The organism is Pseudomonas sp. FH1, assembly GCF_000510895.2.
GTDB lineage: Bacteria > Pseudomonadota > Gammaproteobacteria > Pseudomonadales > Pseudomonadaceae > Aquipseudomonas > Aquipseudomonas azotoformans_A.
On the sequence record NZ_AOHM01000028.1, the window covers coordinates 35,008 to 50,501 of the forward strand.

The 15,494-nt window shown below is 57.5% G+C and carries 13 protein-coding genes and 2 tRNA genes; all 15 read left to right on the forward strand.

What is annotated here, in order from left to right; genetic code table 11:
• Positions 1-85 precede the first annotated feature (85 nt).
• The 15 genes from ftsH to H096_RS11455 all read left to right on the forward strand — a co-directional run bounded on the left by ftsH (position 86) and on the right by H096_RS11455 (position 15,462).
• Entirely contained in the window at positions 86-1,996 is a 1,911-nt protein-coding gene (gene ftsH, locus H096_RS11385) for an ATP-dependent zinc metalloprotease FtsH (protein ID WP_033898262.1), read from the forward strand.
• An 8-nt stretch (positions 1,997-2,004) separates the two neighbouring features.
• Positions 2,005-2,856, forward strand: coding sequence for a dihydropteroate synthase (folP, locus tag H096_RS11390; protein ID WP_033898263.1), 852 nt, complete (start codon positions 2,005-2,007; stop codon positions 2,854-2,856).
• Positions 2,857-2,872: 16 nt separating this feature from the next.
• On the forward strand, positions 2,873-4,210 hold the full coding sequence (glmM, locus tag H096_RS11395; RefSeq protein WP_033898264.1) for a phosphoglucosamine mutase: 1,338 nt from the start codon (positions 2,873-2,875) through the stop codon (positions 4,208-4,210).
• Between the two features lie 66 nt (positions 4,211-4,276).
• Positions 4,277-5,032, forward strand: a complete 756-nt coding sequence (gene tpiA / locus H096_RS11400) for a triose-phosphate isomerase (protein WP_003194193.1) — start codon at positions 4,277-4,279, stop codon at positions 5,030-5,032.
• 4 nt (positions 5,033-5,036) lie between these two features.
• Positions 5,037-5,420 carry a preprotein translocase subunit SecG gene (secG, locus tag H096_RS11405; protein ID WP_010206600.1) on the forward strand — a complete coding sequence of 128 codons (384 nt, stop codon included), beginning with the start codon at positions 5,037-5,039 and terminating at the stop codon, positions 5,418-5,420.
• A 22-nt stretch (positions 5,421-5,442) separates the two neighbouring features.
• Positions 5,443-5,528 (forward strand) — tRNA-Leu (locus tag H096_RS11410).
• Between the two features lie 96 nt (positions 5,529-5,624).
• Positions 5,625-5,701, forward strand: a tRNA-Met gene (locus H096_RS11415).
• Between the two features lie 140 nt (positions 5,702-5,841).
• Entirely contained in the window at positions 5,842-6,300 is a 459-nt protein-coding gene (gene rimP / locus H096_RS11420) for a ribosome maturation factor RimP (RefSeq protein ID WP_003235029.1), read from the forward strand.
• Positions 6,301-6,347: 47 nt separating this feature from the next.
• Positions 6,348-7,829 (forward strand): transcription termination factor NusA, encoded by a 1,482-nt coding sequence (nusA, locus tag H096_RS11425; RefSeq protein ID WP_010206599.1) that lies wholly within the window; start codon positions 6,348-6,350, stop codon positions 7,827-7,829.
• A 27-nt stretch (positions 7,830-7,856) separates the two neighbouring features.
• Complete coding sequence (gene infB, locus H096_RS11430; RefSeq protein WP_016976824.1) at positions 7,857-10,382, forward strand: translation initiation factor IF-2; 2,526 nt, start codon at positions 7,857-7,859, stop codon at positions 10,380-10,382.
• Positions 10,383-10,541: 159 nt separating this feature from the next.
• Positions 10,542-10,937 (forward strand): 30S ribosome-binding factor RbfA, encoded by a 396-nt coding sequence (gene rbfA, locus H096_RS11435; protein ID WP_016973761.1) that lies wholly within the window; start codon positions 10,542-10,544, stop codon positions 10,935-10,937.
• 3 nt (positions 10,938-10,940) lie between these two features.
• Positions 10,941-11,858 carry a tRNA pseudouridine(55) synthase TruB gene (gene truB, locus H096_RS11440; RefSeq protein WP_003235022.1) on the forward strand — a complete coding sequence of 306 codons (918 nt, stop codon included), beginning with the start codon at positions 10,941-10,943 and terminating at the stop codon, positions 11,856-11,858.
• 115 nt (positions 11,859-11,973) lie between these two features.
• Entirely contained in the window at positions 11,974-12,243 is a 270-nt protein-coding gene (rpsO, locus tag H096_RS11445; RefSeq protein ID WP_003177875.1) for a 30S ribosomal protein S15, read from the forward strand.
• A 196-nt stretch (positions 12,244-12,439) separates the two neighbouring features.
• On the forward strand, positions 12,440-14,545 hold the full coding sequence (gene pnp, locus H096_RS11450) for a polyribonucleotide nucleotidyltransferase (protein ID WP_016976826.1): 2,106 nt from the start codon (positions 12,440-12,442) through the stop codon (positions 14,543-14,545).
• 296 nt (positions 14,546-14,841) lie between these two features.
• Positions 14,842-15,462, forward strand: a complete 621-nt coding sequence (locus H096_RS11455; RefSeq protein ID WP_033898265.1) for a BON domain-containing protein — start codon at positions 14,842-14,844, stop codon at positions 15,460-15,462.
• The last annotated feature ends 32 nt before the right edge of the window (positions 15,463-15,494 follow it).

Here is a 15,494-nt window from a genome sequence, read left to right on the forward strand (position 1 = left end):
TAATGTAGTAAGTTAGGCCGGTGAATATCATGCGAAGCGCGCGCCAGTAGCGGAGCTTGCTTCAGAGGGTAGTTAATTGAACGATATGGCAAAGAATCTGATCCTGTGGTTGATCATCGCGGCTGTCCTGGTGACGGTGATGAACAACTTCTCCAGCCCTAACGAGCCGCAGACCCTCAACTATTCCGACTTCATCCAGCAAGTTAAGGATGGCAAGGTCGAGCGCGTAGCGGTTGATGGCTACGTGATCACCGGCAAACGCAACGATGGCGACAGCTTCAAGACCATTCGTCCGGCGATCCAGGACAACGGTCTGATCGGCGACCTGGTGGATAACCACGTGGTGGTCGAAGGCAAGCAGCCTGAGCAGCAAAGCATCTGGACCCAATTGTTGGTTGCCAGCTTCCCGATCCTGGTGATCATCGCCGTGTTCATGTTCTTCATGCGCCAGATGCAAGGCGGTGCAGGGGGCAAGGGCGGGCCTATGAGCTTCGGCAAGAGCAAGGCACGCCTGCTCTCCGAAGATCAGGTGAAAACCACCCTGGCTGACGTTGCCGGTTGCGACGAAGCCAAGGAAGAAGTGGGCGAGCTGGTCGAGTTCCTGCGTGATCCAGGCAAGTTCCAGCGCCTGGGTGGCCGCATTCCTCGCGGTGTACTGATGGTCGGTCCTCCGGGTACCGGTAAAACTTTGCTGGCCAAGGCAATTGCCGGCGAAGCCAAGGTGCCTTTCTTCACCATTTCCGGTTCTGACTTCGTCGAGATGTTTGTCGGTGTCGGCGCCAGCCGTGTTCGCGATATGTTCGAACAGGCTAAAAAGCATGCACCATGCATCATCTTCATCGACGAAATCGACGCCGTTGGTCGCCATCGTGGCGCCGGCATGGGCGGTGGTCATGATGAGCGTGAGCAGACTCTTAACCAGTTGCTGGTTGAGATGGACGGCTTCGAAATGAATGACGGCATCATCGTGATTGCTGCAACCAACCGTCCGGATGTACTGGACCCTGCGTTGCTGCGTCCGGGCCGTTTCGACCGTCAGGTTGTGGTTGGCTTGCCGGATATCCGTGGTCGCGAACAGATCCTGAAAGTACACATGCGCAAAGTGCCAATGGGCGACGACGTGGCTCCGGCCGTGATTGCCCGTGGTACGCCTGGCTTCTCCGGTGCGGACCTGGCCAACCTGGTCAACGAGGCTTCGCTGTTTGCGGCTCGTACCGGCAAGCGCATCGTTGAAATGAAAGAGTTCGAACTGGCAAAAGACAAGATCATGATGGGCGCCGAGCGCAAGTCCATGGTCATGTCCGAGAAAGAGAAACAGAACACCGCTTATCACGAAGCCGGTCACGCTATCGTTGGTCGCGTCGTGCCTGAGCATGACCCGGTCTACAAAGTGTCGATCATCCCTCGTGGTCGGGCACTGGGTGTGACCATGTTCCTGCCGGAAGAGGACCGTTACAGCCTCTCCAAGCGCGCACTGATCAGCCAGATCTGCTCGCTGTACGGCGGTCGTATTGCTGAAGAAATGACCCTTGGCTTCGACGGTGTCACCACCGGCGCTTCCAACGACATCATGCGTGCCAGCCAGATTGCACGGAACATGGTGACCAAGTGGGGCTTGTCGGAAAAGCTCGGCCCGCTGATGTATGCCGAGGAAGAAGGTGAAGTGTTCCTGGGTCGTGGCGGTGGCGGTCAAAGCGCCAGCTTCTCCGGCGAAACCGCCAAGCTGATCGACTCCGAAGTGCGCAGCATCATCGACCAGTGCTACGGCACGGCCAAGCAGATCCTCACGGACAACCGCGACAAGCTGGATGCCATGGCGGATGCGCTGATGAAGTACGAGACCATTGATGCCGACCAGATCGACGACATCATGGCCGGTCGCGCTCCACGTGAGCCTCGTGATTGGGAAGGTGGTTCGGGCACCTCTGGCACTCCGCCAGTGGTTCAGAACGAACGCCCTGAGACCCCGATCGGCGGCCCGGCAGCTGACGTCTAAGGTTTGAAATGACTTCTGTGTTGTCCTCCACCCGGTTGCCTTGCGGCAACCGGGTTCTTGATTTGGCCCATACGCATGTAATGGGTATCCTCAATGTCACTCCCGATTCCTTTTCCGATGGCGGCCGCTTCAGTCAGATCGATGCAGCATTGCGTCATGCTGAAGCCATGGTTGCGGCGGGAGCGACCCTGATTGACGTCGGTGGCGAATCGACTCGGCCTGGCGCTCGCGTTGTCTCTCCCTTGGAAGAGTTGGAGCGGGTGGCGCCGATCGTCGAGCGTATCGCGCGTGAGCTGGATGTGATCATCTCGGTTGATACGTCGACACCGGCCGTGATGCGCGAAACTGCGCGTCTTGGGGCGGGGCTGATCAACGATGTGCGCTCGCTTCAGCGTGACGGAGCCCTTGATGCGGCTGCGGCGACAGGTCTGCCGGTGTGCTTGATGCATATGCTGGGTGAGCCCGGCAACATGCAGGACAGCCCTCACTATGATGATCTCGTCGGCGAAGTCAGCGGTTTTCTCGCTGAGCGGGTTGCTCAGTGTGTTGTCGCGGGGATTGCTGAGGAAAAAATCATCCTCGATCCCGGCTTTGGTTTCGCCAAGACCCTGCAGCACAACCTAAGCCTGTTCAAGCATATGGACTCCCTGCATGCCCTTGGTCGGCCGCTATTGGTGGGTGTTTCGCGCAAGAGCATGATAGGGCTGGCCTTGAATCGCCCAGTAGGTGAGCGGCTGTATGGCGGCCTTGCACTGGCTGCGCTGGCGGTGACCAAAGGTGCGCGTATCTTGCGGGTGCATGATGTCGCCGAGACCGTGGATGTAGTGCGTATGATTGCCGCTGTAGAATCAGCCGAATAAGAATGATGGAGCACTTATGACTAAAAAATACTTTGGCACCGACGGTATCCGTGGTCGGGTCGGCGAATTTCCGATTACTCCTGATTTCATGCTCAAGCTGGGGTGGGCGGCGGGTATGGCGTTCCGCAGCATGGGCGCTTGCCGCATCCTGGTGGGCAAGGACACCCGTATTTCCGGGTACATGTTTGAGTCGGCGCTGGAGGCGGGCCTGTCTGCCGCAGGCGCGGATGTCATGTTGCTGGGGCCGATGCCGACGCCGGCGATCGCTTACCTGACGCGTACCTTTCACGCTGAAGCCGGTATTGTGATCAGCGCCTCGCACAATCCCCACGATGACAACGGCATTAAATTCTTCTCAGGGCAGGGCACCAAGCTGCCTGACGAGATTGAGTTGATGATCGAAGAGTTGCTGGATGCACCGATGACGGTGGTTGAATCCAGTAAGTTAGGCAAGGTGTCGCGTATCAACGACGCATCCGGTCGCTATATCGAGTTCTGCAAGAGCAGTGTGCCGAGCAGCACCAATTTTGCCGGTCTGAAGATTGTGGTCGATTGCGCCCACGGTGCGACCTACAAAGTCGCGCCGAGCGTGTTCAAGGAGTTGGGCGCAGACGTGACGGTGCTGTCGGCCCAGCCGAACGGGCTTAACATCAACGAAAACTGCGGTTCCACCCATATGGAGCAACTGCAGGCCGCCGTCCTGGCCGAGCATGCCGACTTGGGTATTGCCTTCGATGGTGATGGTGATCGTGTGCTGATGGTGGATCACACGGGCGTGATTGTTGATGGTGATGACCTGTTGTTCATCATTGCGCGTGATATGCACGAGCGTAACAAGCTGCAGGGTGGTGTTGTTGGTACGTTGATGAGCAACCTTGGCCTGGAGCTGGCCTTGGCGGACTTGGGGATTCCCTTCGTGCGCGCCAATGTCGGTGATCGCTATGTGATCGCCGAGCTGCTTGAGCGTAACTGGCAGGTGGGGGGTGAGAACTCCGGGCACGTAGTCTGCTTCCAGCACACCACCACAGGTGACGCGATCATCGCTGCGTTGCAGGTTCTGCTGTCCTTGCGTCGTCGCGAAGAGAGTCTGGCCCAAGCGCGCCAGGCGCTGCGCAAATGTCCGCAAGTGCTGCTCAATGTGCGTTTTGGCGGCGGCGAAAACCCGATCGAGCACCCGGCTGTCAAAGAGGCGTGCGAGCGCGTAACCCTTGCTATGGCGGGGCGTGGTCGCGTGTTGTTGCGCAAGTCCGGCACAGAGCCTCTGGTGCGCGTCATGGTCGAAGGCGATGACGAAACACAGGTTCGCGGCCATGCCGAAGACCTGGCAAAACTGGTAACTGAAGTTTGCGCCTGAATTCGGCTTGCCAGTGATGATGTGGTTGGGTAACATCTGCGCCCACTTTGACCGACGAGGTACAGCATGCGTCGCACTATGGTAGCTGGTAACTGGAAGATGCACGGTACCCGCGCCAGTGTCGCTGAGCTGATCAATGGCCTTCGTCACTTGGCCTTGCCGAGCGGTGTTGATGTTGCGGTGTTCCCGCCTTGCTTGCATATCAACCAAGTGGTTGATGGCCTGAAAGGCAAGTCGATCCAGGTCGGCGCGCAGAACTCTGCGGTGGAGCCGATGCAAGGTGCATTGACCGGTGAGATTTCGCCGAGTCAGTTGGTCGATGCGGGTTGTTCCTATGTGCTTGTCGGGCACTCCGAGCGCCGTCAGATGATGGGCGAGCGTGATGGGACACTCAATCGCAAGTTCGCAGCGGCACAGGCTTGTGGCTTGATTCCGGTGTTGTGCATAGGGGAGACCCTGGAGCAGCGCGAATCAGGCAAGACTCTTGAAGTTGTCTCGCGTCAGCTGGGCAGCATCATCGAGGAGCTGGGTGTTGGTGCGTTTGCAAAGGCAGTAATTGCTTACGAGCCGGTCTGGGCCATTGGCACCGGGCTGACTGCTACACCGCAACAGGCGCAGGATGTGCACGCAGCCATCCGCGCGCAGTTGGCGGCAGAGAATTCTGAAGTCGCACAAGGTGTGCGTCTTCTATACGGCGGCAGCGTGAAGGCGGCCAATGCGGTCGAACTGTTCGGCATGCCGGATATCGATGGGGGGCTCATTGGTGGAGCTTCCCTGAATGCAGATGAGTTCGGTGCGATCTGTCGCGCCGCGGGAAACTGAAAAAATGCTGGAAACAGTCGTAGTCGTTTTTCATCTGTTGGCTGCCCTGGGCGTAGTTGCCCTGGTTTTGTTGCAACAGGGTAAAGGTGCGGATGCTGGTGCGTCTTTCGGTGCAGGTGCTTCAAATACTGTGTTCGGAAGCCAAGGTTCCTCTACCTTTCTTAGTAAGTTTACTGCTATACTTGCCGCCGGTTTCTTCATAACCAGCTTGGGGTTAGGTTACTTTGCTAAAGAGAAAGCTCATGTGCTGACTCAAGTAGGTCTCCCAAACCCAGCAGTGTTGGAAGTACCAAAAGCAAAACCGGCTTCTGATGATGTCCCGGTGCTTCAAGAGCAAAAGTCGGCTACTCCAGCGACTGACGTACCTCCAGCTCAAGAGCAGAAGTAAGAAGGGTTGTAAGCGCTGTATTGCCGAGGTGGTGGAATTGGTAGACACGCAACCTTGAGGTGGTTGTGCCCATAGGGTGTAGGGGTTCGAGTCCCCTTCTCGGTACCAATTATCAGGAGAGCCCGCTGTTGCGGGCTTTCTTGTAGGTGGAAGGTTACATTGACCCTGTAAGGGATCGGTCGTATACTTCCGCCCCAGCTTTGTCGCGGGGTGGAGCAGTCTGGTAGCTCGTCGGGCTCATAACCCGAAGGTCGTCGGTTCAAATCCGGCCCCCGCAACCAGTTTTAGCGGAGCCCCTTTTAAGGGGCTTTTTGTTAGCTGGACACTTTCAACGCCGCTGTTCGACGGCGTTTCAAGGATGGGCGTTTCGCCCATTTTTTTATTTTGCACAGCATGCACATACATGCACGAGGGGGTTCAGGTGTCGAGCAAGCTAGAAGAGTTGCAGGCCTTGCTGGCCCCGGTGGTCGTGGCCCTAGGCTATGAATGCTGGGGTATTGAGTTTTCGGCTCAAGGTCGCCACTCAATGTTGCGCGTTTATATCGATAAAGAGGGCGGCGTGCTGGTGGACGATTGTGCCATTGTCAGCCGTCAGATCAGCGGTGTGCTGGATGTTGAAGATCCGATCTCCGTTGAATACACCCTCGAAGTTTCCTCGCCTGGCATGGAACGCCCACTGTTCACTATTGATCAGTTTGCAAAATTTGCCGGTGAACAAGTGAAGATCAAGCTGCGATCTCCCTTTGAAGGGCGACGCAACTTTCAGGGCCTTCTGCGCGGTGTAGAAGAACAGGATGTCGTGGTGCAGGTAGAAGACCATGAGTTCCTGTTGCCGATCGATATGATCGACAAGGCCAACATTATTCCCAGTTTTGACTGAGACGCGGATCCCGCGGATCCAATGGCTTGCGAAAGGCGAGGCGTACGATGAGCAAAGAAGTACTGCTGGTTGTTGAGTCGGTATCCAATGAAAAGGGCGTACCGGCAAACGTGATTTTTGAAGCGCTGGAGCTGGCCCTGGCCACTGCTACCAAAAAGCGTTTTGAAGACGAAGTTGATCTGCGTGTGGAAATCAACCGCCACACCGGTGCCTATGAGACTTTCCGTCGCTGGACGGTCGTCGAAGAAGCCGATCTTGATGATCCGGCCATCGAAACCTGGCCAAGCAAGGTTGCGCAAACGCATCCTGGTGCCAAGGTCGGTGATGTCGTCGAAGAAAAGATCGAATCGATCGAATTCGGCCGTATTGCTGCACAGACCGCCAAACAGGTCATCGTGCAGAAGGTTCGCGAAGCCGAGCGCGCTCAAGTCGTTGACGCTTATCGCGAGCGCCTGGGTGAAATCATCTCCGGCACCGTGAAAAAAGTCACCCGCGACAACGTGATCGTCGACCTGGGCAACAACGCCGAAGCGTTACTGGCCCGCGAAGACATCATTTCTCGCGAAACCTTCCGTGTCGGCGTGCGCCTGCGTGCGCTGCTCAAGGAAATCCGCACCGAGAACCGCGGCCCTCAGTTGATCCTGTCGCGTACCGCGCCGGAAATGCTGATCGAGCTGTTCCGTATCGAAGTGCCGGAAATCGCCGAAGGCCTTATCGAAGTCATGGCTGCGTCCCGCGACCCGGGTTCGCGCGCCAAGATCGCGGTTCGCTCCAAGGACAAACGCATCGACCCGCAAGGCGCTTGCATCGGTATGCGCGGTTCGCGCGTCCAGGCAGTGTCGGGCGAATTGGGCGGTGAGCGTGTGGACATCGTCCTGTGGGACGATAACCCGGCGCAGTTCGTGATCAACGCCATGTCGCCGGCTGAAGTGGCGGCAATTATCGTTGACGAAGATGCCCATGCAATGGACATCGCCGTTGGCGCAGACAATCTGGCTCAGGCCATTGGTCGTGGTGGTCAGAACGTGCGTCTGGCCAGCCAACTGACCGGTTGGACCCTGAACGTGATGACCGAATCGGACATCCAGGCTAAGCAGCAAGCTGAAACCGGTGACATCCTGCGCAACTTCATCGAAGAGCTTGAAGTCGATGAAGACCTGGCACAGGTGCTGGTAGATGAAGGCTTCACCAGCCTGGAAGAGATTGCCTACGTACCGTTGGAAGAAATGCTCAACATCGACGGCTTTGACGAAGACACCGTCAACGAGCTTCGCGCTCGGGCCAAGGATCGTTTGTTGACTAAAGCCATCGCTACTGAGGAAAAGCTGGCAGACGCCCATCCGGCCGAAGACCTGCTCTCGCTTGAGGGTATGGACAAGGATTTGGCGATGGAACTGGCGGTGCGCGGCGTAATTACCCGCGAAGACCTGGCCGAGCAGTCTATTGACGATCTGCTCGACATCGACGGCATTGACGATGATCGTGCCGGCAAGTTGATCATGGCCGCCCGAGCCCATTGGTTCGAGTAACTAGGCGCGGCCTGAGGAGAGAAGTGCATGACGCAAGTCACGGTGAAACAACTGGCCGATGAGGTCAAAACACCGGTAGAGCGCCTGTTGCAGCAGATGCGTGAGGCAGGTCTGCCGCACACCGCCGCCGATGAAGGTGTGAGCGACAGTGAGAAGCAGTCTTTGCTGACTCACTTGAAGAGCAGCCACAAGGCGAAAGTGGAAGAACCGCGCAAGATTACATTGCAGCGCAAAACCACCAGCACCCTGCGTGTTGCGGGTAGCAAGAGCATCAGCGTTGAAGTACGCAAGAAGAAAGTCTTCGTACAGCGCAGCCCGGAAGAAATCGAAGCCGAGCGCAAACGCGAACTGGAAGAACGTCGCGCAGTAGAAAATGCTGCACGTCAGAAGGCTGAAGAAGAAGCCAAGCGTCGCGCCGAAGAAGAAGCGCGTCGCCAGCCTGCTGCTGCGCAACCTGCTGCCACTGAAGCGGTCGCCGCGCCTAGCGCTCCTGTAGAAGCTGTGCGTGAGGCCGCTCCGGTTGCCGCTGCACCAGCACCTGCTGCTGACGCTCGCAAGCGCGACGAACCTCGTCGTCCGGACAAGCCGCGTGCTGACGATAACAATCGTCGCGGTGGTGGTGGCGATGGCGAACGCAAAAACGCTCCGCATCGTGCTTCGGTCAAAGAGAAAGCGCCAGCTCCACGAGTTGCCCCACGTACTACCGACGAAGAAAGCGATGGCTTCCGTCGTGGTGGTCGCGGCAAGGCCAAGCTGAAGAAACGCAACGCCCACGGTTTCCAGAGCCCAACCGGTCCTGTCGTGCGTGAAGTGAAGATCGGCGAGACCATCACTGTGGGCGATCTGGCCCAGCAGATGTCGGTAAAGGCAGCTGAAATCATCAAGTTCATGTTCAAGCTGGGTACTCCGGCCACCATCAACCAGGTACTGGACCAGGAAACTGCCCAGTTGGTTGCTGAAGAGCTGGGCCACAAAGTGACCCTGGTCAGCGACACCGCCCTGGAAGATTCCCTGGCCGAGTCCCTGAAGTTTGAAGGTGAGGCGGTTTCCCGTGCACCGGTTGTGACCGTAATGGGCCACGTTGACCACGGTAAAACTTCCCTGCTCGACTACATCCGTCGTGCCAAGGTGGCTGCGGGCGAAGCCGGCGGTATCACCCAGCACATCGGTGCGTACCACGTTGAAACCGACCGTGGCATGGTGACATTCCTCGACACCCCTGGTCACGCCGCGTTTACCGCGATGCGTGCCCGTGGTGCCAAGGCGACTGACATCGTGATCCTGGTGGTTGCAGCGGACGACGGCGTGATGCCACAAACCATCGAAGCCGTTCAGCATGCCAAGGCAGCTGGCGTTCCGTTGGTAGTAGCAGTGAACAAAATCGACAAGCCGGGCGCCGATCTCGATCGCATCCGTAGCGAACTGTCGGTTCACGGCGTGACCTCCGAAGAGTGGGGTGGCGACACTCCATTCGTACCGGTCTCCGCGAAGATGGGTACCGGCGTTGACGAACTGCTCGAAGCCGTTCTGTTGCAAGCCGAGGTTCTGGAACTGACCGCTACTCCATCGGCTCCTGGCCGTGGCGTTGTGGTTGAGTCCCGTCTCGACAAGGGCCGTGGCCCGGTTGCGACCGTCCTGGTTCAAGACGGTACCCTGCGCCAAGGCGACATGGTGCTGGTTGGTTCGAACTACGGCCGTGTACGTGCCATGCTCGACGAGAACGGCAAGCCAATCAAGGAAGCAGGTCCTGCTATCCCGGTCGAGATCCTCGGCCTGGACGGTACCCCGGACGCTGGCGACGAGATGAGCGTGGTTGCCGACGAGAAGAAGGCCCGTGAAGTGGCTCTGTTCCGTCAAGGCAAGTTCCGTGAAGTCAAGCTGGCCCGTGCTCACGCCGGCAAGCTGGAAAACATCTTCGAGAACATGGGCCAGGAAGAGAAGAAGACGCTTAACATCGTCCTCAAGTCTGACGTACGTGGTTCCCTCGAAGCGTTGAACGGCGCCTTGAATGGCCTGGGTAACGACGAAGTGCAAGTGCGCGTTGTCGGTGGCGGTGTCGGTGGTATCACCGAATCCGACGCCAACCTGGCACTGGCTTCCAACGCTGTACTGTTCGGCTTCAACGTGCGTGCCGATGCTGGCGCTCGCAAGATCGTCGAGCAGGAAGGCCTGGACATGCGTTACTACAACGTCATCTACGACATCATCGAAGACGTCAAGAAAGCCCTCACCGGCATGCTTGGCAGCGACGTCCGGGAGAACATCCTGGGTGTGGCCGAGGTGCGTGACGTGTTCCGCTCGCCGAAATTCGGCGCGATCGCCGGTTGCATGGTTATCGAAGGTGTTGTGCACCGTAACCGTCCAATCCGTGTACTGCGTGAAGACATCGTTATCTTCGAAGGCGAGCTGGAATCCCTGCGCCGCTTCAAGGATGACGCTTCCGAAGTACGTGCCGGCATGGAATGCGGTATCGGCGTCAAGAGCTACAACGACGTCAAGGTTGGCGACAAGATCGAAGTCTTCGAGAAGGTTCAGGTTGCTCGCAGCCTCTAACTCGCGCACTTCCGGAGCCACGCCGCGTGTGGGCATGCAAATGCCCCGCGCAGCGTACGGACTCTAAACGCAACGCCCGGTCTGGCTTTTGTCAGGCCGGGCGTTTGCCGCTTTCAGACCCCACGGGTTTCACCGTGTGGCAGTAACAGGTAACAAGACATGGCAAAAGAATACAGCCGTACCCAGCGTATCGGCGATCAGATGCAGCGCGAGCTGGCCCAACTGATCCGTCGCGAAGTCAAAGACCCCCGCGTTGGTCTGGTCACCATCACCGCCGTAGAAGTGAGCCGTGACGTGGGTCACGCCAAGATCTTCATCACCGTGATGGGGCAGGACAGCAGCGAAGAAATCGCGCAAAGCATCAAGGTGCTCAACTCGGCCGCAGGTTTCCTGCGCATGCAGTTGGCCCGTGAAATGAAGCTGCGCAGTGTTCCTCAGTTGCACTTCCACTACGACGAAAGCGTCGTGCGTGGCGCGCACCTGTCGGCACTGATCGAGCGCGCCGTGGCTGAAGACAGCCAGCACCCGTCCACACCTGAAGACGCCAAGGAGTAAGCGGTGGCTCAGGTCAAACGTATCCGTCGCAACGTCAGCGGCATCATTCTGCTCGACAAGCCCATTGGCTTTACCTCCAATGCCGCCTTGCAGAAGGTCCGTTGGCTGCTCAACGCCGAAAAGGCCGGGCACACCGGCAGCCTCGATCCTTTGGCCACCGGTGTACTGCCGTTGTGCTTTGGCGAGGCCACCAAATTCTCGCAATACCTGCTCGATTCCGACAAGGGTTACGAAACCCTGATGCAATTGGGCAAGACCACCACCACGGCCGACGCCGAAGGTGATGTTCTGCAGGTTCGCGATGTGACCGTTGGTCGTGCTGATATTGAAGCGGCTTTGCCCGGTTTTCGTGGGCAAATCAGTCAGATACCGCCGATGTACTCGGCGCTCAAGCGTGATGGCCAGCCTCTTTACAAGCTGGCACGTGCGGGCGAAGTAGTGGAGCGCGAACCGCGTTCTGTTACTATTGCGCGCTTGGAGTTACTCGCCTGTGAAGGCGACACTGCCCGCCTGGCCGTGGACTGCAGCAAAGGCACCTATATCCGTACCCTCGTGGAAGATATCGGTGAACAGCTCGGTTGCGGTGCGTACGTTGCAGAACTGCGACGCACCCAGGCCGGCCCTTTCAGCCTGGCCCAGACGGTCACGCTGGAAGAGCTGGAAGCCGTACACGCCGAAGGCGGCAACGAAGCGGTTGATCGCTTCCTGATGCCATCGGACAGCGGTTTGCTGGATTGGCCATTGCTGCACTTTTCGGAGCACAGCGCGTTCTACTGGCTCAACGGCCAGCCGGTACGTGCCCCGGATGCCCCGAAGTTCGGCATGGTGCGGGTACAGGATCATAACGGTCGCTTCATCGGTATCGGTGAAGTGAGCGAAGACGGGCGCATCGCGCCGCGTCGACTGATTCGGTCAGAATGACCGGACGAGGGTGGCTGTTAACAGGCACGGTCACTACTCATTTTTAGATACAGGGATTTGTCCCTGGCCTGTTGAAACTGCCCTTTGGGTGGTTTCCTGAAAAAAGGATTGCCTCATGGCTCTCGACGTTCAAGAAAAAGCACAAATCGTTGCTGACTATCAGCAAGCTGTTGGTGACACTGGTTCGCCAGAAGTGCAAGTTGCACTGCTGACCCACAACATCAACAAGCTGCAAGGTCACTTCAAGGCCAACGGTAAAGATCACCACTCCCGTCGTGGTCTGATCCGCATGGTAAACCAGCGCCGTAAGCTGCTGGACTACCTGAAAGGCAAGGATCTGGGTCGTTATCAGACTCTGATCGGTCGCCTGGGTCTGCGTCGCTAATAAGCGATTGCGCTAGAGGTTGGTTGTCTGCCGTGTGTCAGTGGGATTCCCGCTGGCGCATGGTAGGCTCCCAGCCTCAAGTTTTATCTGGATACACGTTTTACCCCTGGACCAGGCTCGGGCCGATTCCCGACATTGCCCAAGAATTTCGCAAGAAGACAAGTTCCCCCAAGAGCCACAAAGAAGGTAGGACACCGTGAACCCGGTTATCAAAAAATTCCAGTTCGGTCAGTCGACCGTTACCCTCGAGACAGGCCGTATCGCCCGTCAAGCCTCCGGCGCAGTGCTGGTTACCGTTGACGACGACGTGACCGTTCTGGTGACCGTTGTTGGCGCCAAGACCGCTGACCCGAGCAAAGGCTTCTTCCCTCTGTCCGTTCACTACCAGGAAAAGACTTACGCTGCCGGTAAGATCCCTGGCGGTTTCTTCAAGCGTGAAGGCCGTCCTTCCGAGAAAGAAACCCTGACTTCCCGACTGATCGACCGTCCGATCCGTCCGCTGTTCCCAGAAGGCTTCATGAACGAAGTGCAGGTTGTCTGCACCGTCGTTTCCACCAGCAAAAAGACCGATCCGGACATCGCTGCGATGATCGGTACCTCGGCTGCCCTGGCCATCTCCGGCATTCCTTTCGATGGCCCGATCGGCGCAGCCCGCGTTGCTTTCCACGAAAGCACCGGCTACCTGCTGAACCCGACCTACGAGCAACAGAAAGCGTCGAGCCTGGACATGGTCGTTGCCGGTACTTCGGAAGCCGTGTTGATGGTTGAATCGGAAGCCAAAGAGCTGACCGAAGACCAGATGCTGGGCGCCGTGCTGTTCGCCCACGACGAGTTCCAGGCTGTCATCAAGGCTGTCACCGAGCTGGCTGCCGAAGCCGCCAAGCCAACCTGGACCTGGGCTCCACAAGCCGAAGCCACCGAGCTGCTGGGCGCTATCCGCTCCGAGTTCGGCGCTGCCATCTCCGACGCCTACACCATCACCGTCAAGGCCGACCGTTACGCTCGCCTGGGCGAGTTGAAGGATCAGGTTGTGGCCAAGCTGTCCGGTGAAGAAGGCCAGCCTTCCTCCAGCGACGTCAAAGCGGCTTTCGGTGAAATCGAATACCGCACCGTTCGCGAAAACATCGTTAACGGCAAGCCACGTATCGACGGTCGCGACACCCGCACCGTACGTCCGCTGAACATCGAAGTCGGCGTTCTGCCGAAGACTCACGGTTCCGCGCTGTTCACCCGTGGTGAAACCCAGGCTTTGGTAGTCGCGACCCTGGGCACCGCCCGTGACGCACAACTGCTGGACACCCTGGAAGGCGAGAAAAAAGACCCGTTCATGCTGCACTACAACTTCCCTCCGTTCTCGGTGGGCGAGTGTGGTCGCATGGGTGGCGCTGGTCGTCGCGAAATCGGTCACGGCCGTCTGGCCCGTCGTTCGATCGCCGCCATGCTGCCTGCTGCCGACGTATTCCCGTACACCATCCGTGTTGTGTCGGAAATCACCGAATCCAACGGTTCCAGCTCCATGGCTTCCGTTTGCGGTGCTTCCCTGGCGCTGATGGACGCGGGTGTGCCGATGAAGGCGCCGGTTGCCGGTATCGCCATGGGCCTGGTTAAAGAAGGCGAGAAGTTCGCCATCCTGACCGACATCCTGGGCGACGAAGATCACCTGGGCGACATGGACTTCAAAGTAGCCGGTACCGCCAAAGGTGTGACCGCGCTGCAGATGGACATCAAGATCAAGGGCATCACCGAAGAAATCATGGAAATCGCCCTGGGCCAAGCCCTGGAAGCGCGCCTGAACATCCTCGGTCAGATGAACCAGATCATTGGCCAGTCCCGTACCGAACTGTCGGAAAATGCTCCGACCATGATCGCGATGAAAATCGACACCGACAAAATCCGTGATGTCATCGGTAAAGGCGGCGCGACTATCCGTGCGATCTGTGAAGAGACCAAGGCTTCGATCGACATCGAAGACGACGGCTCGATCAAGATCTTCGGCGAAACCAAGGAAGCGGCTGAAGCAGCCCGTCAGCGCGTCCTGGGCATCACCGCAGAAGCCGAGATCGGCAAGATCTACGTCGGTAAGGTTGAGCGCATCGTCGACTTCGGCGCATTCGTCAACATCCTGCCGGGCAAGGACGGTCTGGTTCACATCTCCATGCTGAGCGACGCTCGCGTTGAGAAAGTGACTGACATCCTGAAAGAAGGCCAGGAAGTGGAAGTGCTGGTACTGGACGTGGACAACCGCGGCCGTATCAAGCTGTCCATCAAGGACGTAGCAGCAGCCAAGGCTTCGGGCGTTTAACTACCCCCAAGCGTTGCGCTGAAAAAAAGGACTCTTCGGAGTCCTTTTTTTATGGGCGCTGGAAAGTGACGAGAAATCAGCCGCTTAGCTGAAGCCAAAAGCCGCAACTTGCATGCAGGCACGATGACGTTCATGCAACTTGCACGATTCCGAAAAATGCTTATTTTTATAAGTTGTTGTTTTATATGGGCTTTGTTGTCTTATAAGACTTGGCACACTGCCTGCAATATCCCTGTTAACGCTGCAGCATCAAGGTTTACGTACTGCAGACTTTTAATAAAACAGGAGTTACTCGTATGAAGAAGTTCGCTCTCGCTACTGCTACCGCTCTGACCCTGGCCATGGGTGCTAACGTAGCCTTTGCTCAGACTTCCCAAGCCCCTATGACTTTGGCGGCTGGTGAAGCGACCAAGGCTAAAGAAAGCGTTTCGGATACTTGGATCACCACCAAAGTTAAATCCGACCTGCTGACCGAAAAAGGCATTCCTGGTTCGGACATCAAGGTTGAAACCAACAAAGGCGTGGTTTCCCTGTCCTCGACAGTCGCTATCTCTGACGCACAGAAAGCCACTGCTGTAGCTATCACCAAGAAAATCAAAGGCGTAACCGCCGTTTCGGCTGACGGCCTGATGGCTGGCGGTGCTACCAAGGCTGACAACGTCGACAAAACCAAAAGCGCAGCGGCCGGTGCCAAAGAGTCCACCTCGGACACTTGGATCACCACAAAAGTAAAAGCTGACCTGGTTACCGAGAAAGGCATTCCGGGTACCGACATCAAAGTCGAAACCAACAAAGGCGTAGTGTCCCTGTCTTCGACCGCAGCGGTCACTGAAGCTCAGAAAACTACCGCGGTGAACATCACCAAGAAAATCAAAGGCGTTAAAGCTGTATCGGCCGACGGCCTGAAAGCAGAGTAACGCTTGGAGTTTCGTCTGAACGAGACGGCGGC